Origin of the sequence: Streptomyces viridiviolaceus (assembly GCF_014650995.1) — a bacterium.
Classification (GTDB): domain Bacteria; phylum Actinomycetota; class Actinomycetes; order Streptomycetales; family Streptomycetaceae; genus Streptomyces; species Streptomyces viridiviolaceus.
The window spans coordinates 96,159-120,962 of record NZ_BMWA01000018.1 but is presented as its reverse complement, the minus strand read 5'-3'; the positions used below and the strand labels follow the sequence as shown (position 1 = coordinate 120,962).

The 24,804-nt window shown below is 70.0% G+C and carries 25 protein-coding genes and 1 pseudogene; 13 read left to right on the top strand and 13 right to left on the bottom strand.

The features are described from left to right. Window positions 1–285: 285 nt before the first annotated feature. Window positions 286–417: a hypothetical protein gene (locus IE260_RS42655; protein WP_268254941.1), complete on the bottom strand. Its 132-nt coding sequence runs from the start codon at window positions 415–417 to the stop codon at window positions 286–288. Between the two features lie 301 nt (window positions 418–718). Continuing rightward, window positions 719–817: a DUF6233 domain-containing protein gene (locus IE260_RS41905; protein ID WP_229881253.1), complete on the bottom strand. Its 99-nt coding sequence runs from the start codon at window positions 815–817 to the stop codon at window positions 719–721. Between the two features lie 328 nt (window positions 818–1,145). Here IE260_RS41905 and IE260_RS25860 point away from each other — a divergent pair, with 328 nt between their 5' ends. Next, window positions 1,146–1,553, top strand: coding sequence for a hypothetical protein (locus IE260_RS25860; protein ID WP_229881251.1), 408 nt, complete (start codon window positions 1,146–1,148; stop codon window positions 1,551–1,553). Window positions 1,554–2,934: 1,381 nt separating this feature from the next. Here the strand turns inward: IE260_RS25860 and IE260_RS25855 are convergent. Both IE260_RS25855 and IE260_RS25850 read right to left on the bottom strand, forming a co-directional pair. Continuing rightward, window positions 2,935–3,534: a hypothetical protein gene (locus IE260_RS25855; protein WP_189875878.1), complete on the bottom strand. Its 600-nt coding sequence runs from the start codon at window positions 3,532–3,534 to the stop codon at window positions 2,935–2,937. Window positions 3,535–3,757: 223 nt separating this feature from the next. Next, a complete protein-coding gene (locus IE260_RS25850) occupies window positions 3,758–4,075 on the bottom strand; it encodes a hypothetical protein (RefSeq protein ID WP_189875876.1) in 318 nt (105 codons plus the stop codon). Window positions 4,076–4,374: 299 nt separating this feature from the next. On the opposite strand from IE260_RS25850, the gene IE260_RS25845 reads away from it, so the two are divergent. After that, the gene (locus IE260_RS25845; protein ID WP_189875991.1) at window positions 4,375–4,518 is read left to right on the top strand and encodes a hypothetical protein; all 144 of its coding nucleotides are present in this window, start codon (window positions 4,375–4,377) and stop codon (window positions 4,516–4,518) included. On the opposite strand, the gene IE260_RS25840 is transcribed toward IE260_RS25845, so the two are convergent. From IE260_RS25840 to IE260_RS25830, 3 genes are all read right to left on the bottom strand, one after another. Continuing rightward, complete coding sequence (locus tag IE260_RS25840; RefSeq protein WP_189875873.1) at window positions 4,519–5,091, bottom strand: hypothetical protein; 573 nt, start codon at window positions 5,089–5,091, stop codon at window positions 4,519–4,521. Window positions 5,092–5,354: 263 nt separating this feature from the next. Then, a complete protein-coding gene (locus tag IE260_RS25835; protein ID WP_189875872.1) occupies window positions 5,355–5,888 on the bottom strand; it encodes a hypothetical protein in 534 nt (177 codons plus the stop codon). A 429-nt stretch (window positions 5,889–6,317) separates the two neighbouring features. After that, window positions 6,318–7,160: an MBL fold metallo-hydrolase gene (locus IE260_RS25830; protein WP_189875870.1), complete on the bottom strand. Its 843-nt coding sequence runs from the start codon at window positions 7,158–7,160 to the stop codon at window positions 6,318–6,320. Window positions 7,161–7,681: 521 nt separating this feature from the next. On the opposite strand from IE260_RS25830, the gene ctaC reads away from it, so the two are divergent. After that, window positions 7,682–8,656 (top strand): aa3-type cytochrome oxidase subunit II, encoded by a 975-nt coding sequence (ctaC, locus tag IE260_RS25825; RefSeq protein ID WP_189875869.1) that lies wholly within the window; start codon window positions 7,682–7,684, stop codon window positions 8,654–8,656. A 208-nt stretch (window positions 8,657–8,864) separates the two neighbouring features. On the opposite strand, the gene IE260_RS25820 is transcribed toward ctaC, so the two are convergent. Continuing rightward, window positions 8,865–9,410: a hypothetical protein gene (locus IE260_RS25820; RefSeq protein ID WP_189875867.1), complete on the bottom strand. Its 546-nt coding sequence runs from the start codon at window positions 9,408–9,410 to the stop codon at window positions 8,865–8,867. Between the two features lie 246 nt (window positions 9,411–9,656). Between IE260_RS25820 and IE260_RS25815 the strand changes: the two genes are divergently transcribed. The 6 genes and pseudogenes from IE260_RS25815 to IE260_RS25795 all read left to right on the top strand — a co-directional run bounded on the left by IE260_RS25815 (window position 9,657) and on the right by IE260_RS25795 (window position 14,116). After that, complete coding sequence (locus IE260_RS25815; protein WP_229881249.1) at window positions 9,657–10,388, top strand: YqjF family protein; 732 nt, start codon at window positions 9,657–9,659, stop codon at window positions 10,386–10,388. Window positions 10,389–10,421: 33 nt separating this feature from the next. Then, window positions 10,422–10,648 (top strand): annotated as a pseudogene (locus IE260_RS43140) (hypothetical protein); the annotation flags it as partial. A gap of 80 nt (window positions 10,649–10,728) precedes the next feature. Beyond that, entirely contained in the window at window positions 10,729–11,127 is a 399-nt protein-coding gene (locus tag IE260_RS25810) for a hypothetical protein (protein WP_189875865.1), read from the top strand. A 6-nt stretch (window positions 11,128–11,133) separates the two neighbouring features. Beyond that, complete coding sequence (locus tag IE260_RS25805; protein ID WP_189875863.1) at window positions 11,134–11,295, top strand: hypothetical protein; 162 nt, start codon at window positions 11,134–11,136, stop codon at window positions 11,293–11,295. A gap of 737 nt (window positions 11,296–12,032) precedes the next feature. Then, window positions 12,033–13,745 (top strand): aa3-type cytochrome oxidase subunit I, encoded by a 1,713-nt coding sequence (gene ctaD / locus IE260_RS25800; protein WP_189875861.1) that lies wholly within the window; start codon window positions 12,033–12,035, stop codon window positions 13,743–13,745. Next, on the top strand, window positions 13,742–14,116 hold the full coding sequence (locus tag IE260_RS25795) for a hypothetical protein (protein ID WP_189875859.1): 375 nt from the start codon (window positions 13,742–13,744) through the stop codon (window positions 14,114–14,116). Before ctaD ends, IE260_RS25795 begins: the two co-directional genes overlap by 4 nt. Before the next feature lie 541 nt (window positions 14,117–14,657). On the opposite strand, the gene IE260_RS25790 is transcribed toward IE260_RS25795, so the two are convergent. From IE260_RS25790 to IE260_RS25780, 3 genes are all read right to left on the bottom strand, one after another. Further along, complete coding sequence (locus IE260_RS25790; protein WP_189875858.1) at window positions 14,658–15,251, bottom strand: hemerythrin domain-containing protein; 594 nt, start codon at window positions 15,249–15,251, stop codon at window positions 14,658–14,660. 10 nt (window positions 15,252–15,261) lie between these two features. Further along, window positions 15,262–16,461, bottom strand: a complete 1,200-nt coding sequence (locus tag IE260_RS25785) for a hypothetical protein (RefSeq protein WP_189875857.1) — start codon at window positions 16,459–16,461, stop codon at window positions 15,262–15,264. Between the two features lie 249 nt (window positions 16,462–16,710). Further along, the gene (locus IE260_RS25780; protein ID WP_189875856.1) at window positions 16,711–17,397 is read right to left on the bottom strand and encodes a hemerythrin domain-containing protein; all 687 of its coding nucleotides are present in this window, start codon (window positions 17,395–17,397) and stop codon (window positions 16,711–16,713) included. A 331-nt stretch (window positions 17,398–17,728) separates the two neighbouring features. Here IE260_RS25780 and IE260_RS25775 point away from each other — a divergent pair, with 331 nt between their 5' ends. The 3 genes from IE260_RS25775 (at window position 17,729) to IE260_RS25765 (ending at window position 20,043) form a co-directional block, all read left to right on the top strand. Then, window positions 17,729–18,649: a Rieske (2Fe-2S) protein gene (locus tag IE260_RS25775; protein WP_189875976.1), complete on the top strand. Its 921-nt coding sequence runs from the start codon at window positions 17,729–17,731 to the stop codon at window positions 18,647–18,649. A 503-nt stretch (window positions 18,650–19,152) separates the two neighbouring features. Next, window positions 19,153–19,623, top strand: a complete 471-nt coding sequence (locus tag IE260_RS25770; protein WP_189875855.1) for an SPW repeat protein — start codon at window positions 19,153–19,155, stop codon at window positions 19,621–19,623. Window positions 19,624–19,791: 168 nt separating this feature from the next. Next, the gene (locus tag IE260_RS25765) at window positions 19,792–20,043 is read left to right on the top strand and encodes a hypothetical protein (protein WP_189875989.1); all 252 of its coding nucleotides are present in this window, start codon (window positions 19,792–19,794) and stop codon (window positions 20,041–20,043) included. Between the two features lie 93 nt (window positions 20,044–20,136). Here the strand turns inward: IE260_RS25765 and IE260_RS25760 are convergent, their stop codons facing one another. Beyond that, a complete protein-coding gene (locus IE260_RS25760; protein WP_189875854.1) occupies window positions 20,137–22,260 on the bottom strand; it encodes a WD40 repeat domain-containing serine/threonine protein kinase in 2,124 nt (707 codons plus the stop codon). 92 nt (window positions 22,261–22,352) lie between these two features. Next, entirely contained in the window at window positions 22,353–24,095 is a 1,743-nt protein-coding gene (locus IE260_RS25755; protein WP_229881247.1) for a serine/threonine-protein kinase, read from the bottom strand. Between the two features lie 286 nt (window positions 24,096–24,381). Here IE260_RS25755 and IE260_RS25750 point away from each other — a divergent pair, with 286 nt between their 5' ends. Next, entirely contained in the window at window positions 24,382–24,690 is a 309-nt protein-coding gene (locus IE260_RS25750; RefSeq protein ID WP_189875853.1) for a hypothetical protein, read from the top strand. The last annotated feature ends 114 nt before the right edge of the window (window positions 24,691–24,804 follow it).

Here is a 24,804-nt window from a genome sequence, read left to right as displayed (position 1 = left end):
CGGGCGATCGCGAGTCGGGGGCCGAGGAGGGTGGGCTTGTTTTCCGGCGACGTCGTCGACCGGTAGGGGTCTGGGAGGTGCGGATCGGGGCCCATGGCCGATCCGGGGTTTCGGGTCCGGGGGCCGGGCGAGGGGCGCCTGGACGGGATCCCGTGGGCTGCGGGACGGCCGGAGTCGTGTCGACGGCCGGCCGTCCCGCAGGTCCAGCTGGAGGGATGGGCTGGGTGGGCTGCACAGCGACGTCGCGCTGTCCGTTCGGCCTGCAGGGACGGGCCGGGATGACCGTCAGTCGCTGTCGGAGGTGGTGGCCACGGCGGCCGCGGCGGCCTCCGTCATCAGGTCGCGTAGGGAGGTGCTGACGCTGTCGATCTGGTCCGCGAGCGAGGTGTGCCCGAGGGCGGGGGCCTGGTCCTTCAACGCTGTGAGGCGGACCGCCGTGCTGTGGGTCTGCCGGTGGACGTCGACCGGGCGGGGCCGGCGGTCGTGCGAGCTGGTGATCCGCTGGGCGCCGCGGGTGTGCTTCGTCGAGGTGCCGGCCGTGTCGTCGACCGGGGGCGCGCGGCCGCCCCGGCTTGCGGGCCTGGCCCGGCGTTGTCCGCCCCGGTCTGGGCGGGTGCGTGCTTGAGGATCTGGGCGACCTGCTCAGCCGGCGCAGGGCCAGGCGCCGCGTGGGCTTGGCCGATGGGGTGAGGACTCCGATGCTCCGCCGGGGGCCGCCTCACTCCAGAAGCCCAAGCGCCGTATCCGGCCGGCATTTCGAGCACACCGGCGCTCCCGATGCAAACGCTTCACGAGCCTGCTCGCGCGTCACCGCCATGCGCCACTAGCCCGGATCCCAGCAATCCCCCGATGCACCGCTTTCCCCTGGCTGGGCTCGTGGTGTCACACCTTGGACATGTCCGAAATGACAGCTACATGAGCAGTCATTACGTTCATCGCAAGTCGGTCGCTCGGCCGATGTTCGCGAGACAGAGAGACGTGACATGCCCACGCATACATTCGCTTTGGCCACTGCCGGCGTTGGCACGGCGGTCCTCGCAGTCACCGGTATCACTTACGCCTCGCCCTCCGACGCCACCTCGGCGTCACCCTCTGTGCACCACGCGGCCGCCCCTGTCCAGCGTCCGGCTCAGCCTGTCCAACGCGTGACCAAGCCTGTCCAACGAGCCGCCCCTACTGGGGTTTCCGAGGGCAACGGCCACTCAGGCAGCGAGAAGGAGGACGAGGGCCGCGACCGCGAGGGCGGTGAAGGCGGCTACAGCCATGAGGAAGAGGGAAGAATCCACTTCAACGAACGTACGTACTCGGCCTCCGCCGACGGCTGCATCACTGCGGCCAGCGGACTGGGCTCCAGCAGCTTCAGCATTTTCAATGACAGCCGGAAGACCGTCGAAGTCTTCCGCGGCTTCACCTGTGACAACGACGCTCCGGTTGCCACCGTGAGTCCGCACGGCTCCACCCATGGCGTTGTGACCGGTACCGCCCAGGGGAGCCTGTTCGGTGACGACGGCGTCGTGGGCAGCTTCCGGGTGATCAGCGACGAGGAGTGGTGACAGCGTTGCCCGGAGCACCGGAATGATCCTGGCCCTCCGTGACCGGGCCGATGTTGCCGCGTCCTGGACACAGGCAACAGCACCCGCTCAGACGTCCGGCCCAGGAACCGACGCTCCACATGGACGTCTCCACCGAACGGCGCACCGCCCTACAGCCCTTGCTGCGCGACCAGGCGGTCCAGTACTGCGGTGCGGCTCTCAACCTGCTGGCCCGGGCAACCTCTCCCGAGCTGGCTGAACTGCGCCGGGCTCTGGCGGTGAACACCGCCGCCGGATCGACGCCGGCGCCTTCTCCCCTCCCCCGGCTGCTCCGGACCGCCCGGCACCCCAGGAAGGAGCCTCAGCGGTCTGCCGCCCGGCCCGCCCCATCGTGCAGCTGCTGTACGTGCGCTCCCTGGCCGCCCGTCCGGTGGACGAGATCCAGTGCATCGCCCAGACGCGACGCCGCCACCGCTGCACCCAAGCCCTGCTTTCCCCCGGTGCCCCGGCCGGCATCCGGAAGCTGATGCCCGCCACCTCCACAAGCGGACAGCTTGCCCTGCCCGCCACGGTCACAGCGATCTACGACCTCAGCGGTGTCCCGTACGCCGAAGCGCCACGGCCTGCGCGAGCGCGTTCTTCCGTAAACCTGCTCGTTGTCCATGGAGTTGGCGAACACGTCCACGTCCGGCCCCGCCACGCCACGGCGGCGGCGCGGACGGGTCAGGTCGGCGGACTCGGTCAGCTCAAGGGCGGCGAAAGACGCGCGGGGTGGCGGTCATGCAGAGGCGGCGGTCCGCATGGATCCGCCGCCCGTCGCTGGCGATCGGCCACTTTTTGTGGCACGGCCGGCGATCCGGTGCGATCTCTCCTGCGCCGCCGAGTCATCTTCCCCACCGCACCCGGTGGCCGCAGCCAACAGCACCGCGGCCCCCAGGATCGTTCTCTTGCTCACCGAACCCCCACTATCGGTTAGTTGTCGCCGAGCAGAGTCTGCACGGACTTGCCCAAGAACGCCGCGCCGACCGCTTCGCCGGCTCGATGGTGGAGCAGTCGACGCACCGCTCGTCAGCTCCCCCACCGAAGTACAGCGACCGCTTCCTGCCCGTCCCGGACAAGCGGGCCTGGCGGAAGTCCTCACCTCCACGGGGCCTTCTGCTCGAGCGGCGGGGGGCGCCGCGCGGCCCGGGGACGGCGGCTGACAGCAGCCTGCCCGTACCGGGAACGGGGTGGCGCCGCGGCGGTCGACGACGTCCCGCCCAGCGGGATTGCGGCCGCGCCGGTCAGCAGCAGCGTCCCGCGAGGCGAAGCGGACCGGGATCCCGCATGCTGGTGCGCGACACCCAGGCGTACACCAGCACTTACCTTCAGCAGGCCTGATTGGACGAGGCGGGGCAGCGACTCAGTCACCGGCGCGGGTCTCGTGCCTCAGCGTCCCTGGCCGGGCCGCCGGGGCCGGGGGCGCTGGGTGCTGGGTGCTGCGCCGGGAGCGTCGCACGGGCGCGGGCTCGCCGGGGGCGACGGGCGAGGAGAAGCCGCCCGCGATGGACGGCCGCACGGGGGCAGGCGCCTGCGTGGTGGGCCGGTCGGGGGTGCGGCGGGGTCGTTCGGCGCGGGCCAGGACGGTGGCGTTCGGGATCAGCGGCGCGCAGGTTTCGCAGACTTCTTCGACGCTCCACACGCGGCGCATGACCGGGTCGTGGCGCAGGATCATCAGTACGGCGCCGGAGCAGTGCGTCTTGGTGTCGGGGTGGGCGCCGCAGTGCTGGGAGCCGCAGTGGCACCAGGCGTTGGGGCGGACGTTGGCCGCCTTTGCGTGGGCGGCGGCGTGCCGGGCGGCGAAGGCGCGCAGCGCGGCGAGGTCCTCGGAGCGGGGCGGCATCCGGCACGCCGCGGTGCTGCAGGTGACCGAGGCGGAGGTTCGGCCGTGGCCGACGATGCGGACGGTCCAGGCCCGCCCGGGGATCCGCTCGGTGGAAGGTTCGCTGTGCACGGTCGTCACGGCCGCTTGCTCCAGGTTGATCGGTGATGTGTGGCTCCACTATGTGCTACCCGCAATGGCGTTGGGCAGCAGATTTCTCCCCCCGGGGCTTCGCGGATCCCAGGCGGTGAGCCGGCTACCTGTTGCGGTGTCCCGACAGACGGCTGGTCTCGCAGGTCGGCTCTGCGCTGTCCACGAACTCGTGGAGCGGTCCTCGCCCGGTACGACGGACATCTGACGGCTGTCAGCCGTCGAAGCGGCTCCACTTGACGTCGGATTCCGCGAGGGCCTGCAGAGCGCTGCGGCGTGTGGCACCGGCCCACAGATCGAACTTGCCCACTTCCACGGCGTCGCCGAGGTACAGGACGAGACCTGGGGCGACGTAGAAGCGGATGGAGGCCCGAGGCCAGAAGGGCCGCAGCGGGACCCGCTGCAGAGGTACGGTGAGCTGCGCTACTTGATGGTCGCTGAGGGTGGCGAGGCCCACGTAGTGGGCGCTCATGGCGGCTTCGAAGAGGGAGAACTGGAGGAGGGAGCCGCTGAGCGGCTCCTGCTCGGCCACCGGCTTCTTGTCGAACTCGCAAAACCAGACGGTCGGATCGTCCTCCGGCTGCTCCAGGGTCCATGGCAGGCCCCAGTAGAAGCCTCCCTGGTTCTCGACACCGAATACCAGCAGCTCACCCAGAGGATCGGTGAGGACTTCGTGCCAGGGGCATGATGTGGTTCTGGCATCCGAGCACGTCCGGCCGTTGTTCGGCCGTACAGCTGCCGCAGGCTACCGGGCAGCGACCGCGGCCCGGCCGGCACGGAGCCGCGGTTGCGGCTGATCCGCTCAGCGATGCGAAGGCGTACCCATGTCCCGTGAATCTGCAGTCCGGCACCGCCCGGCTCCTGCCCTGGCTCATCGACGACCGCACCCACGGCCCGCTCTTCCTCACCGACCGCAGAGCCCCTGACCCACGACGCAGAAGACGGCACCTCAACGCCCATGCTGCTCAGGCGTGATCACGAGGGTGTGTCCTCCCCGATGGCAGATTCTGATGTCGCTTCCAGCGGTGGGGTGGTGGACAGCAGTGCCGTTGCGGCCCTGTCGTGCAGGGAATCCAACGTCTCGATCTGCTGCCCGACCCTTTGCAGCAGCTGCTCCAGCCGGTCGGAGACCAGGCGTGAGTCCTGTGCCGCCGTCAACAGCAGGGCGCGCCAGAGCAGCGCCTTGCCCTGCGCCCCCAGCCGCAGTGCTTCGAGCTCGACCAGCGCGGTGAGGCCGGAGCGACGCAGCAGGCGGCCGTTGGGCTTCACACGTCCGATCTTCTCGCCCAGCCATGCCCCGTAGACCTTGTAGTGCTTCACGGGAACGTCGAGGTCCGCCATCAGCCGCAGCAGGGTCCGGCGGTCCTGCGAGATCTCCGCCGCCAGGTTCTTCAAGTCGTTGCCGTACGCCGAACCTCCGTGCTCCTGGGCCATGCGCCGGGCGAGCTCTGCACCGGCCGTCGCACCGGCCAGGTGATCATTGAGAAAGATGTCCAGCCTTCTCTGCCGCGTCTGACCGTCGCCGGCGCCTCGTGCTGTCGCGCTCATGATTTCCCTTAGGGGTCTCGAACCTGTCGACGGTCACCGAGTGCCCCGGCCGAGTCAGTCAAGTGCTGCCTCGATGCTGCATGCGGTCTGGTTTGTCCTGCCCCCACCACCAGGTGGGAAGAACCCGTGGCGGCCCTGCCGATCGCTCGCGTGATCCGGCCGCGTTGCAGATCATGGACACCGCAAAGACCCCCCGGGGCGCCGGCATCACGTTCACCCCGTCGCCGGCGGACACGGAGCGACAGACTGCCGAGAGGCCGGGATCACCGTCCGTGGGCGTCCGTGCGGGGCAGGGGGCTCACGTCGGGGTGACGGCCAGGGCGCAGGGCGGCATGACGTTGACCGGGTCCGGGCCCGCCGCGGGCGGCGAGGGCGTCGGCCACGGCGCCGGTGACGAAGGCGTAGACGGCCTTGTGCAGCAGGTCCACGACCAGCTCCTTGCGAGGCCAGCCGGGAGGCGGGGCGCCGACGCCGGTGGCGTTCTCCAGGATCTGGTCGTTCGTGAGGCGGACGACGGCGAACTGGGCGGAGGCGACCGGACCGCGCAGACCGGCGTTGGCCATGACCGAGCGCAACACGCCGAGGAGGGCGGCCTGGCCGTGGTGCATGGCCCAGTTGACCGGCAGTGGCTGCTTGCCGGGGCGTTCGGGCAGGCCGGTCAGGCGTTGGAGGACTCGTGCGGGTACATGGGAGTCAGGCCGGCCGGTGAGAGCCTGCTCGATCTTTTCACCGAGTGTCATCACGATGCCTCCGGCTGTCCCCGCGACCAGCCCCTGCCACAGCGACTGCTTGACCATGGCACGGCGAGTACCCCTGTGCCGCGGGTTCACCACGCCAGGCCGCGGCCGCTGGGTGCGGCCTGGCGCGGTGTCTCACCCGGGCGCTGCGCCGGGAGGCGCTTCCGGCCGAGGGCCGGGTAGGCGTAGGCTCCGCTGTTGCTTGTCCTGGCCACCCGCTCGGCCTTGCTCTGTGGGTTCCTGCGCCCGGCCGTCCCCGGCGCGGCCTCCGGGTCTTCGCGCTCTCCGGCCCCGGGCCACTTGCTGGTCTTCCGTCCTGTGGCGGCTCTGCTGGACGTGCTCGCAGCGCCCGTAGCCGAATACGTCCTGGGAGTCCGGGAGCCGTACCCGCCAGGGCCGCCCACCAGCACCTCGCACCAACAGGGCTTCGGCCGGGTCCGCCGCAGCGCGCGCACCTGCGTCCGGGCGCCGTCGCGCGGTCGGCAGCGGTCAGCGGACCGTGGGCGCATCGCCGCCAGGCACCACGCGGGCATGCCGGCCGCGGGCGCAGTGGACCAGTCGCTCCCCCAGCCCGAGTCGGTCGGCCGCGGTGAGAAACTCCTCGAGGGGCGAGCGGAAGACGGAGTAGTCGTCGTAATGGACCGGCAGGACGCGGGGACAGCCGAGCCGACGGGCGAGTTCGGCGCCCTGCGCGCCGTCCATGGTCACGACGAAGCCACCGGGCAGTTGTGTACCGCCCAGGTGGAGCACGGCCAGTTCGGTGTCGGGGAAGCGGCGGGCGATCTCGTCGAGGCCCTCGTACAGGAGCGTGTCGCCCGAGAGATACAGCCGCAGGCGGACCGGCCCGTCGCGGGGGCCGAACTCCAGCATGCTGCCCATCACCGGCGGCAGCAGCCGGCGCAGCACGGGCTGCAGGGAGTGGCGGCCGGGCAGTGCCGTCACCCGGACCTGTGAGCCGCCCCGACGGAAAACGCAGCTCTCCCAGGTCCGCAGGCCGCCGGCCTGGTCGAACCCCTGCCAGGTGCGCAGGTGGCGGGCCGCATGCGGGGTGGTGACGATCGGAATCGAGTGTTCCAGCTGTCGCCTGGCCGCGCGGTCCCAGTGGTCGCCGTGCAGGTGGGAGAGGACCACGGCGTCCAGCGGCGGGAGGTCTTTCACGCCCAGGAACGGCTCGGTCAGACGCCGGCTCGTCAACCCGTACCCCAGGTGGGCGCGCTCGCCGCGATGCAGGAAATTCGGGTCGGTGAGCAGGGTCAGGTCGCCATACCGCAGAAGGAGCGTCGCAGTGCCGATGAACTGCACGTCAAGGGCATCGTCGTCGAAGGCAGCCATGCTGGTCCTTGCCCGACGGGGACAGGCCCGCCTGTCGACTGAGAACTGTGCCATCCGGTTGACCCGGACCCATCCGGAGTACCCCGGTCGATCGGGATGACGCCCTGTGGCCGGAGCACCTTCGCGGTCCGGGCGGCCGCGCGCGTCGGCCCAGCGCCTCCTCGTACTGCGGGACGCCGACACGGCTGATGACGCCGCCGGGACGGACGACGCCAAGGGCCTGCTCGTAGGCGGGTTGCCGACGGCTTCGAGGACCACGTGCGTTCCGTGCCGCCGGAGGTCGCGGACCTGGGCGATTGCACACGGGGCCGAGGCAGCTGGTGACGTCCGGACAGAAAGAGCACACTTTGCGCGCGCCGAGGCTGCCCGGCGGCGCGTTGAGCACTCTCTCGGCGCGAGCCTCAGTAGTGTCTTGTCCGCATAAAGATCCATCTGTAGCCCGCGTCGGGCCGGTGACCGACCAGTGAGGCGGCCGCAGCCGAGCTCCGACCCGCGGGCCGGGACTCTCGGGAAGGCGCTACGTGAGTCGAAACGGCTGTGACCGCTTGCCGCTGCGCCTGATGCGGCGGGGGCTGCTGCAGACGCTGTCTGCGGGTCTGGTCCTGGCGACCGCTTCTGGTTGCGAGTACACATGGCAGGATTTCCCCCGCCTGGGTATGCCCACCCCGGTCACGGAAGAGGCGCCGCGGATCCTTTCCCTGTGGCAGGGTTCCTGGGCGGCGGCCCTCGCCGTGGGCGCGCTGGTCTGGGGGCTGATCCTGTGGGCGGTCATCTTTCACCGCCGCAGTAGGACCAAGGTCGAGGTTCCCCCGCAGACCCGCTACAACATGCCCCTCGAGGCGCTGTACACCGTGGTCCCGCTGCTCATCGTGTCGGTGCTTTTCTACTTCACCGCCCGGGACGAGTCCGAGCTCCTCAAACTCTCCGAAAAGCCCGCTCACACCATCGGTGTGGTCGGCTTCCAGTGGAGTTGGGGCTTCAACTACGTCGAGAACGTGGACGGCAGGGCCGAGACAGGTGACGCCAAAGCCGACCCGGACATGGCGATCGTTCCGGACAAGTACGGCAGGGCCTTCCCCGCGGGCGCCGAGGGCGTCTACGACGTCGGGGTCCCCGGCACCCGCAACCCGCAGAACGGCAACCCGGGCCCGACACTGTGGCTGCCCAAGGGCGAGAAGGTCCGCTTCATCCTCACCTCCCGGGACGTCATCCATTCATTCTGGGTCTTGCCGTTCCTGATGAAGCAGGACGTCTTCCCCGGCCACAACGTCAACGCCTTCGAGGTGACGCCCAACCGGGAGGGCACCTTCCGGGGCAAGTGCGCCGAGCTCTGCGGCGTCGACCACGCCCGGATGCTCTTCAATGTCAAGGTCGTCTCCCCGGAGCGCTACCGGCAGCACCTGAAAGAACTGGCCGGCAAGGGGCAGACCGGCTTCATCCCGGCGGGCATCGAGATCACTGATCCGGCAAGAAACGATGAGCCACGCAAACTGTGACTCGGCTTCATGAAGGGCCGCGGCCGTGCCGGGCAGCGCTGGAGCACGGCGAGAGCGAAGTACGCACCCCACCTCGTCATGCGCGTCGCCGGAGCGAGGCGGTCTCCTCTTGATCAGCATCGGCACCGCTCAGGCAGACCCGGATTGCCCGAGCTGCGCGGCCGGGCAGCAGCCCGTCGTCGCCTCTGGCCGACACCACACGCACTGATCAGTCGTGGTGTGCAGCGCATCGTCCGGTTCCAGCCAGGCGGCGGTTCCACCAGCCAGGGCGTGTTGCCGCGATCGCCTTCAGTCGCCGGTGTTCCGCGCGCTGGGCAGCGACGAGGAGGGGAACGAGCGGAAACGTCAGCAGCGGCAGGCGCCGCGAAGCGGAGTCGTTTTCCAGCACCAGAGCGGCGACGGCCGCGGCACCCGAGACGTAGAGGATCGGGTTGTAGTACGGCATGAGCCGCGGGCCGAGCCCTTCGCAGTCCGCGAGCCACGGGATCGCCAGCCGCGTCCGCCGGCGTGGCCAGGCCGTCAGGTGGGCGATCACTGCGGCCAGGCTGACGCTGTTGAGCACGGCGAACGCGGAATCGGCGGACGCGGGTCGGGTGCCGGCCGTGCGCCAGGCCGTTCCTGTTCCGACGGTCCACGCGGTCGCTGCGGTGAACGGTCCGAGAACGGACGCCAAGGGCATCCCGACGCCTGCGGCGAGTTCAAAGAAGAGGTGGCCGGCCGTCGCTGCTGCGGTGGCCCTGGTCAACCCGTTCACAGCCGCCTGCGGTGGGCGTGGAGCGGCGTGCCGCTCGCCTCTGTGACGCGGCGGGACATCGGTGCCCGTGGCAGCGGTCCGTGGTCGCCGGCCGCCGGTCGGGCACTGCCTGGTCGAAGGTGCGTGCCCGTCGCGCCGCCGGCGCGGGTGGGCGACAACAAGTATCCAGGTCCGACCCGATGGAGCAGCGGTTCGCCCGCCTGTCCTGCACGTTTGCTCCGGCCAGGGCGGGGACACTCGCCGTGTGTGGTCGCGTATGGAGCGGAGCAGCGGGTGCGCCTTCCCGCGCTTCACGCCGGCTGGCTGAGGCAGACGTTCGTCCACTGGCCGTTCCCGTCGGACGAGGTCCAGGCGCTGCTGCCCGAGGAACTGGTGGTGGACGAGTACGAGGGGGCGGCGTGGGTCGGGCTGACCCCCTTTGTCATGTCGGACGTGCGCCTGCCCGGCGTGCCCGCCCGGTTGCCCGGGCTTCCGGCGTTCGCGGAGACCAACCTGCGGACCTACGTCCGTCACAGGGACGGGCGGGATGGGCTGTGGTTCCTGTCCATCGAGGTGGCGTGCCCGCTGATGCTGGCGGCCCGTGCCGTGGGCACGCCGTACAACCCGGGCACGCTGAGCGTTTCCGTGACCGGGGACGCCGTTTCGTACACGGGGTCCAGATGGGTCGGCGACGCCTCCTACCGCCTGGTCGTCCGGCCCGGCGCCCCGATAGCGCCCAACGAGCAGGACGTCTGGCTGACCTCGCGCTGGCGGGCGTACACGCGCCGGTTCGGCATGCTCTGGGAGACGCCGGTCGAGCACGAGCCCTGGCCGCTGGCGGAGGCCGTCGTCGAGGTGCTCGACGAGACGCTCACCACCGCGGCGAGCCTTCCCTCGCCCGCCGCCGAGCCCTTGGTGCACTTCTCGGAGGGAGTGCGGCACGTGCGGCTCGGGGCGTCCAGGCCGTGTGTCCCGACGCCAGGACGGTATGGGGGGTAGCACCATGAGCCGCCGCCGCGGCACGCCGAGGCAGTGGGGTCGCGGTCGCGCTTCGACGGCTGGATCGCCGGCGTGGGCACCTCGTCCGGGACGCGCCTGGTGCTCGGGCGCTGGCCCCGGTCACCGTTCGGGCCGTTCAGTCTGACACAGTGCGCGTCGTGACGGCCGACGTGAGCATCGCGGACGACACCTGGACCGTCACCGCCGGCCCACTCGGCCTGCGCTTCACCACCTGCCCCCGCGCGGCCCCGGGAATCTTGCCGGCCCCGTGAGCCTTCGTTTCCCACAGGGTCGGCAGGGTACCCGGCCGACCCTGCCAAGGGATCCGAAGGGACGGCCCATGGGCAAGGCGAGAGTTCCCGAGCGGCCGAACACGGTCGCGGTGGCACACGGCGCATTCAACGTCGTGGGTGGGCTCTGGCCGCTGCTGCATCTGCGCAGCTTCGAGTGGGTCTTCGGCCCGAAGACCGACGTCTGGCTGCAGATGACGACGGGCGGCCTGCTGGTCTCCGCCGGCGTCGCGCAACTCGCGGCGGCTCCGGCCCCACAGGGCTGGGCCCATGCCCGCCGCATCGGTCTCGGCACCTCACTCACCTTGCTGGCCATCGACCTGATCTACGTACCCAAGGGGCGAATCCGGCCCACGTACCTCCTCGACGCCGCGATGCAGACCGGGTGGATCACCACCTGGCTGCGCTCCGCCCCCGGCAGGAGCCACCACGATGAACGCCGCAAGTAACGCACGATGAGGGAGGACTTGCCGTTCTCCCCGCCCGGGCGAGTGCTCGACGGGAAGGAACTGCAAAAGGTCGTCCGAGTGGTCGCCGAGGACAAGGGGCTGTGGGCGGAACAGCTGCAGCACCGCACCAACGACCGTGGCTATGCGGAGGTCTTCCTCGACGAGTAGCTGGGCGTCTGCTGAGTGGATGAACGACGACCACGACACCGGCTACCACGACCGCTCGGCCGGCGCTGTATCACGTGCGCGCGGCGCGACCCGGCACGAGCATCTGCGCCTTGGACGGCGGCCGGTGGGCAGCCAGGTGCCGGCCGGGGAGGGTTTCTGCTTCGACGAGACCTTCACTCACCCCCGCCGGAGAGGACCGCCCAGTACGGCGAACGAGACGACGGGCTGCTGCACCGGGTTCCGACGAGCTCCGGGGAACACCGCTCGCTCAAAGGACGGCAGGGCACTCCCAGCACACCCGGGACACCGCAGGGCGTTCGCACCGTAGAGGCCGTCGAGTGAGCGGACCCCGTCCCGCAGAGGGCGAGCAGCAGGCTTCACCGCGACGGATCAGGAGCCGAGGGCCGGTCGTCGCGTTGCGCCACGGAGACACCTTCGCAAGGGGAGGGGACCGCGCGGGCGCACGTACCGTCCGGGTACCGCGAACCAGGCCGTCCCGCGACGGGAGAGCCCGTGCGGCTCACCAGGTGAGCGGAACCCGGCTCTCACTCGGATGGATGGATCAGTCGGCCATTCAGTCCCCAAGACGACCTCTCCAGGCGGCGCTGACGACTCGCCACGACTAGTTTCCCGCTTGCCTGGCTACCGCTGCCCGGCACGAGAGCCGGCCGGCCGGGAACTTGCCTGGTTGCCCTACCGCCCGATGTCTGCACCTGAAGCTGCCGATTGAGGAATTGATGGCGACACACACCGAACCTGTTGCTCCAGTCCCGGCGGCGGAGCGTCGCGGCAGAGGGCAGGTGATCGTCTCCTGGCTGACGACGACCGATCACAAGAAGATCGGGCACCTGTACCTGATCACGTCGTTCGTGTTCTTCCTGATCGCCGGGGCGCTGGCGATGGTGATCCGGGCGGAGCTGGCGCGGCCCGGGCTGCAGATCGTGTCCAACGAGCAGTACAACCAGGCGTTCACCATGCACGGCACTCTCATGCTGCTGTTGTTCGCCACCCCGACCTTCGCCGGTTTCGCCAACGCCATCATGCCCCTGCAGATCGGTTCCCCGGACGTGGCGTTCCCCCGGCTGAACATGCTGTCGTACTGGCTGTTCCTCTTCGGCGGCCTGATCGTGCTCGGCAGCTTCCTCACCCCTCAGGGCGCGGCCGACTTCGGCTGGACCGCCTACACCCCGCTCAGCGGCCCCGTCCGTACCGGCTACGTGGGCGGTGACTTGTGGATCATGGGCCTGGCGTTGTCCGGGTTCGGCACGATCCTGGGTGCGGTCAACTTCATGACCACCATCGTGTGCATGCGCGGCCCCGGCATGACCATGTTCCGGATGCCGATCTTCACCTGGAACGTGCTGCTCACCTCGGTGCTCGTCCTGCTGGCGTTCCCCGTCCTGGCGGCGGCACTGCTGGTGCTCGAGGCCGACCGGCGCTTCGGAGCGCAGGTGTTCAACGCCGAGAACGGCGGCGCGATCCTGTGGCAGCACCTGTTCTGGTTCTTCGGCCATCCCGAGGTGTACATCCTCGCCCTGCCGTTCTTCGGAGTGATCAGCGAGATCATCCCCGTCTTCTCCCGCAAGCCGATCTTCGGCTACATGGGCCTGGTGGGCGCCACCATCGCCATCACCGGCCTGTCCGTGACGGTGTGGGCGCACCACATGTTCGCCACCGGCGCCGTGCTCCTGCCGTTCTTCGCCTTCATGAGCTTCCTGATCGCCGTGCCCACCGGGGTGAAATTCTTCAACTGGATCGGCACGATGTGGAAGGGCTCCCTGTCGTTCGAGCCGCCGATGCTGTGGGCGGCCGGCTTCCTGGTCACGTTCCTCTTCGGCGGCCTGACCGGAGTCATCCTCGCCTCGCCGCCGCTGGACTTCCACGTCACCGACAGCTACTTCGTGATCGCCCACTTCCACTACGTGCTCTTCGGCACGATCGTGTTCGCGATGTTCGGCGGTTTTAGCTTCTGGTGGCCCAAAATGACCGGCACCATGCTCGACACACACCTGGAGAAGATCCACTTCTGGACTCTGTTCGTCGGCTTCCACACCACGTTCCTGGTGCAGCACTGGCTCGGCGCCGAGGGCATGCCCCGACGGTACGCGGACTACCTGGCCGCCGACGGCTTCACCGCCCTCAACACCGTCTCCTCCATCGGCGCCTTCCTGCTCGGCCTGTCCACCCTGCCCTTCCTCTACAACGTGTGGAAGACGGCTCAGCACGGCAAACGCGTCGAGGTCGACGACCCCTGGGGATACGGACGCTCCCTCGAATGGGCGACGTCCTGCCCACCGCCCCGCCACAACTTCGTCACCCTGCCCCGCGTCCGCAGCGAATCCCCCGCCTTCGACCTCCACCATCCCGACATCTCCCACATCGAACAACTCGAGAACCTCGGCCGGCGCGACGCCGTGGAGGCCAACAGTCACAAGGGCACACAGCCATGAGCCACGGCGCACCCGACGCCTCGCACGGCGACGGGCACCGCACCCTGGCCGACGACGTCGAGGGCTACCTGCTCGCACGCGCCCACCACGACCAGGCACGCCGCGAAGCCGAGGACCTCTGCGCCCGGATGCCCTGGCTGACCACCGCCCAAGCCGAGGACGTCACACGCCACTACATCCGCCACCGGATCGACCTCACCCGGCAGATGCTGCTCGACACCGTCCAACGAGCCACACAGCTCCGCCAGGAATACGAAAACCGGTACGCCACGTTGCGCCGCAGCCTCCTCACCATGCACGCTGCCGGGGCGTGCGCCGTCCTTGCTTGCGCTGCCGGCCTGAGCGCACTGGCGTGCCTGCTGCCCCGCTGACCGCCCCAGGTGACGTGCGGGCCAAGACCTCGGCCGGTGAGCACCGAAATGGGTCTCACCGGGTCAGGCCCGTCTCCAGCCGGAGTGGCTTGCGCGATCGGGCGACCAAGACGCGGTGCAACAGGGCGGCCGTTGCAGTGCTGCAGCGGGTTCGCCGCCCGCGAGGCCAAGCGCGTCGCCGTTCGGCCACCGTGTCGGTGACCGTGAGCAGGTGGCCGGATCTGTGGCAGCTGGTCAGTGACGGACCGGCGCCCGCAAGCCGGGCGCAAGCCGCCGCGCGCCGAGGGCCACCGATACGGGATCGCTTGGCGCGGCCGTCCGCGGCGACGTGCTGCCGAGCGGGAATGCCCATCTGTCCAGCGAACGCGGATGCCACCGGCGACCCGATCCGCGGTAGCCGTCAGGTGCCCGGCGTGGGTAAGCGACCGCACCAAGGAGGTGCCGGACCCGAGAGGGGAACCGGTGAGACGAGGAGTCTCCGTCGCCGAAAATCGTCAGAGCCTTGCGGCCCGCCCCGAGGGGCCGGGCCGCCCCTTTCCGGTCAGCCGTTGTTGCCCATGGCTTTGCGTACCGCGTCCTTGGTGCGGTCCATCAGTGCGGCAACCGGGCCGAGCGCCACGTTCGCCGCACCCGACTCCACGCCGGGGTGGGGACGTGTGGGAGCCATGGCTTCGGCGGCCTTGACGGCCTTGGCCATGGCCGCGAGAGCGGTGGCATCGGTGCTGCGGCGGATGTGGGTGAACTCGTAGCGTTCCTCCGCCCGGGCGTGCTCCTGGACGTCCGTGCGCAGCTGCATCAGCTGCGGCATGAACTCGGGGTCGTCGGTGTCCATCTCGTCCAGGGCGGCCAGGGTCTCCTTCGCGGCGCGCTCTTCGGCGAGCCGGTCTTCGACGACCTGCTCGCCGCCCTCGAAACCGCGTCGGGCGAAGGGATGGACGACTTCCTCCTCCGCGGTCTCGTGCACGGCCAGCAGCCGCACCAGGCGGCGGAACGCGTCGCGCCGCTCCTCACCGGTGGCGGCCTCGACCTCGTCGAAGAGGTTGCGAATGTCGCCGTGCTGGCGCATCAGCAACGCCACCACGTCGGTGTCCTGGGCCTGGTCGTCCCCGGCCTGCGGGGTGTGCAGCTCGGACATCTCGGCTCCCCTACTTCTCACGCATGGCCGGGTCGGGGTGCTCACCCTCCGACTGGACCCGGTACTCGCGACCGAACATCTCGTCGTGCTCGGCCATGACCCGCTCGCTCGGCGGCTCCTCGCCGCCGTGGATCTGCTCCTGCATCTGCTCGAACCGCTCGTGCGCCTCACGCACGTAGCCGGCACCGAGCGTGGTCAGATCCATCTGGGTGTCCAGCAGCTCGCGCAGGTACTGCTTGTTCGGTTCGAAGGTGAGCACATTGGGCAGCTCCGGCGCCAGGATCTCCTGCGGCTCGCGGCCGTCATGGCGGCGCATCAGGTCGCAGGCCGTGTGAAGGTGCTCCAGCTCCATGTTCAGGTGCAGCTCCCAGATCGCCTTCACCTTGGGGTCGCTCTCCTGCTCCATGAAGGAGTAGTACAGATAGCACTCGTTGTACTCGTGGTTGACCAACTGCTCCCACCACGTCTCACCCGGGTCGACCAGCGACTCGTAGTGGGTGACGTGCTCCTCCTCGATCAGCCCGATCTCCTGGTACAGCTGGCGGGCGATCGGCTCCATGTAGGTGGGGCCGGTGTTCATGTAGAAGTTCATCGTCTGCTGCTCCGCCGACATGATCGTCAGTGCGTGCAGCTTCGACAGCGGGTCGGTCTCGTCCTTGGCGTACGGGTCGCGGACGTTGTCCACCGGATCGCGGTGGTGGAACTTCGTGGGCCGGCCAGGCATGACCTCGGTCAGGTTGTCGACGATCGACTCGGCCTTGCGGTGCTCGATCATCTCGTACAGGTTCGCGTACCGGTACAGGTGGTCGAAGTCCTCCAGCACACCGAACTGGTACGCCTGCTTCAGGTACGGATCCGGCTCCATCCGCGCCACCCACGCCGTCAGGTCGACCGCGACCTGCTCGTAGGCAATCGTCGTCTCCAGCACCGACGACACACCCGGCAGCAGCCAGTTCACCACCTTCTGCTGCTGCGCCTCGATGTAGCGGACCCGTGCCAGCTGCCGCTTGATCTCGGGGTCGACCGTGTTGCGGGCGAGCTGGTGGCTGAACAGGATCGCCTCCACCTCGATGCCGTTCATCGTGATGATCCGGCACCGGGTGTACGGGTCACAGCGGTCCGGGTCGACAGGCTCCACATTCAGCTCGCGCCAGCTGCGCACCTGGCGGTCCAGCGGAATGCCCCGCTGCTCCAGAGGATTGAACGTCATGGGCACTCTCTCGTGGGAAGTCCGGGCGGGCGAAGCACCCCGTCGCCGTCCTGCAGTCCGCGAGCCAGGGCACCCTGCCATGTTTCAGCCATCAGGCAACGCCCGCTACAGCACACGCCCGGACGGCGGCGAGGTCCCTCCCTCAGAGCACCGGTCTTCGACTGACCGGGCCCACGTGGTCGACGGCCATGTCACGGCCGTCGGAGCAACCGTGCCGGCCCCCCCTCGCGGCGCCGGCGAGCGCGTGGCTCAGCGCCGTTTGCGCACCGTCGTGACGGCCGCAGCGGCGGAGAGGAGCAGCCCGGCCAGTCCGCCGAACAGCTTCTTGATCAGGGATGGTGCGGAAGCGGCGAAGCCCAGTGCGTCGCGTATCCGGTCGTAGAGACTCAGCGGCACGCCCAGGACCGCGTTGCCCGGTGGGCGCCGTGGGACGACGGGGTGGGGGTGGGTGGGTGCGGTCTTCCGGACCAGTTCCCAGGATCTGCCGAGTCGACGCAGGTCAGCGGTGTCCACGGCGTCCTGCAGCCGGGGCAGGAGAAGGTCCTCCTCGTCGCGGATGTCCTGTCGGATCAGGGTGAATGCCTGCTGTACTCGCTGTTCGCGCTCCGGATCGCCCGGAGCGAGGCGTTCGATGTCGGTGACGAGATCGTTGATCTGTTGGTGTTCTTCCTCCACTCGGGCGGTCAGCTCGTCCCCGCCCGGAACACAGCGCCGCACCGCCGGCCACAGCACGGTCTCCTCCGCGAAGGCGTGGCTGAAGACGAGCTGGACGGTCTCCTTCAGGATCCGTTCGCGGTCCTCACCGTCTCCCAGGTCCTGGTACTGAGCCATCAGCCGCTCCAGCTGGACGTGGTCACGGCGTTGTCGTGCCAGGACGCTGCTTTCGCCGCCCAGCTGATCAAGAGTCTGGTCCGCGATGGTCCGGTGCCCGTGCATCGCCCGCTCCTCCCGGTGTGCCGATGAGGGGGCCGGCTCGGGCATCGACCGTCGCCGGCACCCGTGGCCAGGCGCGGGTACCCCGGCCGAGGGCGGCACAACACGAGAACTCGGTGTCCGTTGCGGGCCTCACGTCGCACCTGGCGACCCACGAGGTGCCCCTGAGGAAGGCGCCTCGGGCATACGAGACGTTCAAGCAGAAGGCGGACGGCTGCGTCCGCGCCGTCATCCGGCCGGACGGCTGAGTCGTGGCGCGCCGGTACAGCGGTGTCGTTTGCCGTCTGTGCTGGTGGGGACCCGGCGGTCCATGAGCACCATGCCACGCCGCCGGATGCGGCAGAGCCGGGTTCTGTGGCTGCTGGACCGCCTGGAGCGGGAGCCGCGGGCCGATGCGGTGATCGGCGCGCTGCGGACGGGGATGCGGTCGCTGCCGCTGGGGCGCGGCCGAGATGTGCTGCACGGCAGGTGGCTTGGGCACCCGGTGCATCCGCTGATGGTGCAGGTGCCGATCGGGAGCTGGCTGTCAGCGGCCGTGCTCGATGCGCGTCCCGGCCGCTCCCGCGAGGCGGGACTGCTGGTCGGCGTGGGGCTGGCCGCTGCCGCGCCCGCGGCCCTGGCAGGCGCGGTTGACTGGGCGGAGCTGCACCGTCAGCAGCAGCGCGTCGGGCTGGTGCACGCCCTGGCCAACACGGCGGCCGTCGGCCTGTACGCCGCCTCGCTCACCTGCCGCATCAAGGGCCGCTGGCGTCTTGGCCGCGCGTACGGGTTCCTGGGCCTGACGGCCGTCGGGCTCGGCGGCATGCTGGGCGGCCACCTGGCCTACCGGCAGGCTTGCGGCGCCAACCACGCCGAAGAGGTCCCGCACGTCGTCACGGAAGGCTGGCACCGGGTCGGGGCCGTGGACGAGTTCCCCGCCGGCCGGCCCGTGCGGCGCAGCGTGGACGACGTACCGGTCCTGGTCGTGCGCGAAATCGGCGGGACGATCCATGCCCTGGCCGAGCGGTGCAGCCACCTCGCGGGACCGCTGTCCGAGGGCACCATTGCCGACGGATGCGTCCAGTGCCCCTGGCACGGCAGCGTCTTCAGGCTCTCGGACGGCTGGAACGTCCGCGGCCCCGCCACCGCGCCCCAGCCCGCCTTCGACACCCGCATCGTCGACGGTCACGTCGAGGTACGCCTGCGCCACCAGGACGGAGGCGAGCGGGCGCCGGGCGAGGGAGGGACCGACCGCATCCGCGCCGGACAGAAGTAGGCACACCCAGGGCAGGGTCGGCCGCTGGACGGCTATCTGGCCGCCATGGCAGGTTTCGGCGCCCACACGGCGGTGGGCCACGGTGGTCCGGCTCCCTGGCCGCCCGCTGCCGGAGCGGCCTGAGCCATGGGACGTGGTGCTGACGTCCCTGGCCTCGTTCTGGCTCAGCCGGGTGCTGAGCAAGGAGGCGTCCGCTGCGGGCCCCCTTCACCCGGTACGTCGGCCCCTGCGGACCGCAGTCGTCGCCGGAACCTGAGCCCGATGCGGGCAGCCGCCCTGCACTACGGCCGTCACCTGGCAGTCGCTGTGTCATGCCGCGCCCGGAACCTGCGCATGGCCGCCGGTGCCCGCCTCCCCTGAATCCCGCTGCCGGGAAAGGCCGAGTCTCATGTTGGCTTCCACCGCGAGGTCTTTCGCCCCCCGGGCAGGACAGTGGTTCGGCCGCGTGATAGGGGTACCCGTCGCTCGCAATCGGAGAACAGGCACCCCGGAGGTGACAGGAAATGACAACCTCTCCCCGGTCATCCATAGAAACCCATCCCGACATTCTCGACATGCGCGCCCGCCACGAAATGGCCGAGCGCGCAGCGACCACCCCCCGGGCACAGGCCGTGGAGACCCTGGCCTTCCTCACGGGCCTCTACCTGGCGGCGTCGCCGTGGATAGCGGGGTTCAACGGCTTTTCAACGCTCGCCGTCAATAACCTGATCGTCGGCATCGCCTACGCGCTCCTGATGAGCGGTGGCTTCGGGCGCGCCTACGAGCGCACGCACAGCATGGCGTGGGCCGCCTGCGCCCTGGGTGTGTGGACCATCATTGCCCCCTGGGTCGTTTCAGGTGACGTCAGCACCACAAGGACCATTGTCAACAACGTCATTGTGGGCATCATCGCCCTGCTGCTCGGCCTGGCAGCCAGTGCCGCCGCCCGCTCCACCCCGGCAGCGGGTCGCAACCGCGGCATGTCGGCTCCCTGAGCTGTCCCCAAGTTTGTCGACATGGCGTCCCAAGAATGATGCCTCGATTTACGAGGATCGAGACTGCCCGGCAGTCGGGGGTCCAGGTGGATCGTCGGGAGCTGGCTGCGTAGGTCAAAACGAGGTTCTGGCACAGATCTTGTGAAGTCGTCGCCGAGCATTAGCCCGATGTTCGATTACGAGGAAACGGGACCGTGCGAGACCGCGTACGCCGTGTCGTCAATGGAAGACGATCCGGGCCGTTCGGCAGCAGATGTTTCTGCAGCCGCGCGGCTTCTGGGCGCGGAGGGCCGGTCGGAGCAGGTGCGCGGGGCGCGGCTCGCGGCGCTGCAGACCGCGCTGGTGAAGGCGTCGGCCGAGGAAGGGCTTCCGCAGGAGCTCGTCTTCCACCATGGCACCGAGGCGGGCGTACGCCGGTGAACAGCCGTACGGGAAATGTACGCGAAAGTACGGTTGCGTGAGTGAGAGCAAGGGTCAGACCTCGGCCCAGCCTCCTGGCGGCTGTGTCAGGCGTCAGGCGAGCTTCCAGAGCACGAGGTAGTGATCGTGGACCACCGCCAGACGGGTGTTGCCAGGACTGAAGTCGAGTGATCCGGCGGCCGAACCGCCGATGGCCTGGCGCAGCTGCGTCTTGCCTCCACCGCTTTCCGCGTCGAACGTCCGGACGGGTTTTTGGGTGCGGGTGGACCAGATTCGTGTCTCGCCGGACAAGGTCCCGGCGGCCAGCAGTTTCCCGTCCGGGCTGAACGCCAGGGAGATGACGTCGTCCGAGGTGCCGAAGTTTAGGGTGCCAGCCTCCCGGCGGCTTCCGGCATGCCAGAGTCTGACCGTCCCCGCACCGCCGGCTGCCAGCAGCCTGTGGTCCGGGCTGACTGCGACATCGCGCGCAGCCAGGCCGGAGAAGGCGCGGACCGTCGCGGTGATTTCGGCCCTTGCGACGTCCCAGAAGCGCAGGTTGCCCGACGTGGTCACGGTGACGGCCGTTCGGCCGCCGTCGGTAAGCACCACGCCGTCGAGATCACCCCATCCCGGGTCGGGATCGTCCAGGGGCTGCCGCAGAGCGGCGATCCTGGCACGGGTGCGGACGTTCCACAGGACGATGGTCCGGTTCGAGGCCAGGGCGAGGGTCCCGCCATCTGCGCTGAAGGCGAGGGAGTACGACGAGATGGCGTTCTCCTGATCCTCAAGTCCTTTGAGCTCGGCTGTCTTCTTCCGCCCTGCCACGTCCCACAGGGTGATGGTCACGGACTCGTCGACACTGGCGAGCAGTCTGCCGTCCGGGGAGAACGCCACGTCGCCGGTAGTGCCGTACTCCCCGTCCGCGAGCGGGGGCGAGGCCTTGAGGGTCGTGCTGTCGTAGAGCAGCACGCTGCCGTTCCGGTCTCCGACGGCGAGCAGCCTGCCGTCCCGGCTGAACCGGACGGCGGTGGGATAGTGCGGGAATCTTGCCGACAACGTGTACGCAGGCGTCTCGACTACGGCCGTCGGGGACGGTGACGCGCTGGGACCCTGCGAGGCGGTGCTCGGCGACGGCGACACTCCCGACCCTTTTGGCGATGACGGGCCGGTGAGCCGGTCCACGGCCAGCGCCGTCGCCAGCACCGCGCCGGCGCCCCCGAGCCCGCCGAGCAGCAGCGTGCGCCGGCCCGGACGCGGACGCGGTACGGGCAGCGGACCGGGCGGCAGCCGCAGCGTGCCGGTGATCGTCGCCTCGCCGTCCTCGATCCGTACCTGTCCTGCTCCGGGCGGTCCGAGCGCCCGGGCGACCTCCGCATGCTGCGCGTCGATCAGAGTGTGTACGGCATCAGGCCACGGTCGCGGGGACGGCGGGACTGGCCCGAGCAGGTCCATGAGCTCGCCCGGACCGGGCCGCGATGCCGGGTCTTTGGCCAGGCACCGGCCGGCGAGATCCCGCAGCGGAGCAGGCACTCCCGTCAGATCGGGTTCTGCGTGCACCACGTTGTAGAGGGTCATCAGCGCCGACGTCCCCGCGAACGGGTTGTGCCCGGTGGCCGCCCGGACCAGCACCGCGCCAAGGGAGAACACATCGCTCGCGGGCGTGAGCTGCCGGCCCTCTGCCTGCTCCGGTGACATGAACGCGGGAGAGCCGACGACCAGACCGGTCCGGGTGATCTCCGTACCGCCGCCGGTGTCGGTGGCCCGTGCGATGCCGAAGTCGATGACCCGGGGGCCGTCGGCGGCGAGCAGGACGTTGGACGGCTTGAGATCCCGGTGAACCAGCCCCGCACGGTGGATCTCCGTCAGCGCGGCGGCGAGCCCGGAGGCCAGCCGCACCAGCGCCCCGGCGGGCATCGGACCGGTCCGCTCTACCACCTCGCTGAGGGCGGGACCCGGCACGAAGACCGACGCCAGCCACGGCTGCGCCGCCCCGGCGTCCGCGTCGACCACGGAGGCCGTGTACGCGCCCGAGACCCGACGGGACGCCTCGACCTCACGGCGGAAACGTGCCCGGAACCCGCCGTCCTCTGTGAACTCCTCGTGGATCAGCTTGACCGCCACCAGCCGCCCGTCCGGCGACACCCCGAGGAGCACGCGCCCCATGCCGCCCCGGCCGAGCTCCGCCACCAGCCGGAACGCGCCGGCGACGGGCCGCTCCGCCTCCCTCAAAGGCTCCATCGGTCCTCTCCGCTTCGTGACGTCCGGGGCTCAAGACCCTTCCCCCGGGCGGAACGGTTCGTTCCACCATGTGCTCGTGCCACACGCGTGGCCTAGGTGGACGGCCGGCGACGGGCGTGGCCGGGCGGAAGGGCAGCGCGGACCGTGGTGACGACGGCCGCGATCGCCAGGAGGCCCAGCACGATGCGGAACGTGAATCCGAGGACGTTCGCATGCAGCAGGCCGTTCAGGGCGACGAGGGTGAAGCCGAGCCCGCCTGCGGCGACGGGCATGCGGCCCGCCGGATTCCGGACGAGGACCAGGACCACGCCGTCGGCGAGCACCGCCGCCAGGAGGGAGAAGAGCACCGTCTGGAGCACCCCCGCCGCGTACGTGATCCCTCCCGCGTCGACGGCCTGGCCGGCGGCGACAGGCACCACGGGCGCCACGAGCAGGGTCAGCAGCGCGGGTGCGACGGTCCCGGCCCGCACGACCGGTTCCGGGAACACCTGCGTCTCGCGGCACCACCGGGCCGTGGACGGGCGGAGGGCCGCGACCACCGCCGTCGCCGCGGCGACGGCCATCAGCGGGCCGACGACGTGGGCGATCACAGCGACGGTCTGCGGCCCGTGCGCCACCTGGTACTGGACACTGGCACTCAGCCCGTGCAGTGCTGTTAGGACGCCCGCCACCGCTGTCGTCCGACGGCCTGCCGATCTGCGGCGCAGCAGGAGTCCCACACCAATGCCGAGCGCGGCTGCCTCAGCCAGGCCCAGCAGCAGGTTCGCGATGAGTAGCCCCGTGGGCGCGCCACTGTCCGTGACGTAGGTGGCGGTTTGGGAGAGCAGGTACACCAGGAGCGGCAGGCAGGTCAGCGCCGCCGCCATGGCGACGGTCGCGGTCCGGCGCGCGTCGAGGCCGGCCTCGCCCGGCGCATGGGTCGTGACACGGATGGTCGGCCGGACGGCCTGCCGGCGTGCGGTCGACACGGTCGCGGAGGTGGTCGGCGCCGCGTGGACCAGTCGCCGCAGATCTGCAGCGAGTTCGACCGCGCTGTCGTGCCGTCGGCCGGGATCTTTCTCCAGTAGCCGCAGTACCAGCGCGTCCCAGTCGGCCGACACGCCCGGCACTACCGAACCGGGCGCGGGCGGATCGTCGGTGAGGTGGGCGCTGAGATAGCCCATGGTGTCGGGTGCCTCGAAAGGCAGTCGGCCCGTGAGGAGTTCGAAGAGGACACAGCCCAAGGCATAGAGGTCACTGCGGGGTTCGGGGTGGCCACGGGCCTGCTCGGGGGCCATATACGGTGGGGTGCCGACGATGTAGCCGGTCTGCGTCAGCCGGTCCGCGGTGGCGTGGGGGTCGGCCGCCCGCGCGATGCCGAAGTCGAGAACCTTGGCGTTGCCAGAGCTTGTGACCATGATGTTCGAGGGCTTGACGTCTCGATGCATGACCCCGGCTCCGTGCGCTTCCGCCAGCGCGTCGGCCACTTGGGAGCCCCATCGCGCCGCGTCCCTCGGGGTTACGTCACCGTTGCGCAGCAGGGCGTCCAGGCCTTGGCCCCGTAGCCGCTCCATGACGAGGAAAGGCGTCGTGCGTCCCTCGACGTCCGCCTCGCCGACATCATGCAGGGTCACGATATGGGGGTGCTGGAGCCGGGCGGTAAGTCGCGCCTCGCGCAGGAAGCGGGCGCGGGCATCGGCGGCGTGGCTGCCGCCGCCGGAGAGCAGTGAAATGACCTTGACCGCGACCGGCCGGTCCAGCCTCTCGTCCCGGGCCTCCCACACCTGCCCCATACCGCCTTCGCCAAGCGGCTCCACGAGCCGGTAACGGCCCCCCAGCAGATGGCCACGCACCACCCACGCCTCCTCGCTCCGCCCGGCCCCACGTCCCTCCGGATCATGCCGGGCGTGCGCGCTTCGTACAGGCAATCTGCAGAAACTCCCCAATCCTCAGCCGCCCGCGTCCAGGACCACCGAGATCGCTGCAGCGATCTGTCTGTCGTGGGCGGCCTGGAAGGCCGGCGTCGGCACTGGCCGTCTCGCCAGTGGGTGACGGCGTCGAGGTGGTAAGGGTCAGCTGATGGCCTCTGTCGTACGCGCGGCGCCCGAGCAGTACTGGTGCCGCTGCACGAGGGAGTCCGTCATGACGGATGTCGATGCGGTCAGCTGGGACCGTTCGGCCCTGGCGGTGCTCGCGCAGTACCGGATGGCCACCACTGAGCAGATGCATCTCATCCTGTCGCCCGACTACAGGGAGCTGGAGCGGGCGCTGGCCCAGGGCCCGCTGCCGGTACCGAAGTCGGTGGAGCGGCGCCTGAGCCGCTTGTCACTCGTACGGGACAATCCAGACCGACTCGGAGCGGAGCCTTGGGTTTTCGCCCGGGCTCCGTGCTGCGCTCGCTCAGGTGCTGACGTCAGCGATGGTGTCCGCGGTCAACGGGGAGGTGGCTGATCGCGCGTTCCAGAAGCCGTGTGGCGGACCTGGCTTGTGGAAGTCCTCCCTGTTGCGGCAAGGCCGGCAGCAGGGCCTGCCTCTGCCGCCCTGTGGGGGCTTGCCCGAGTCAGG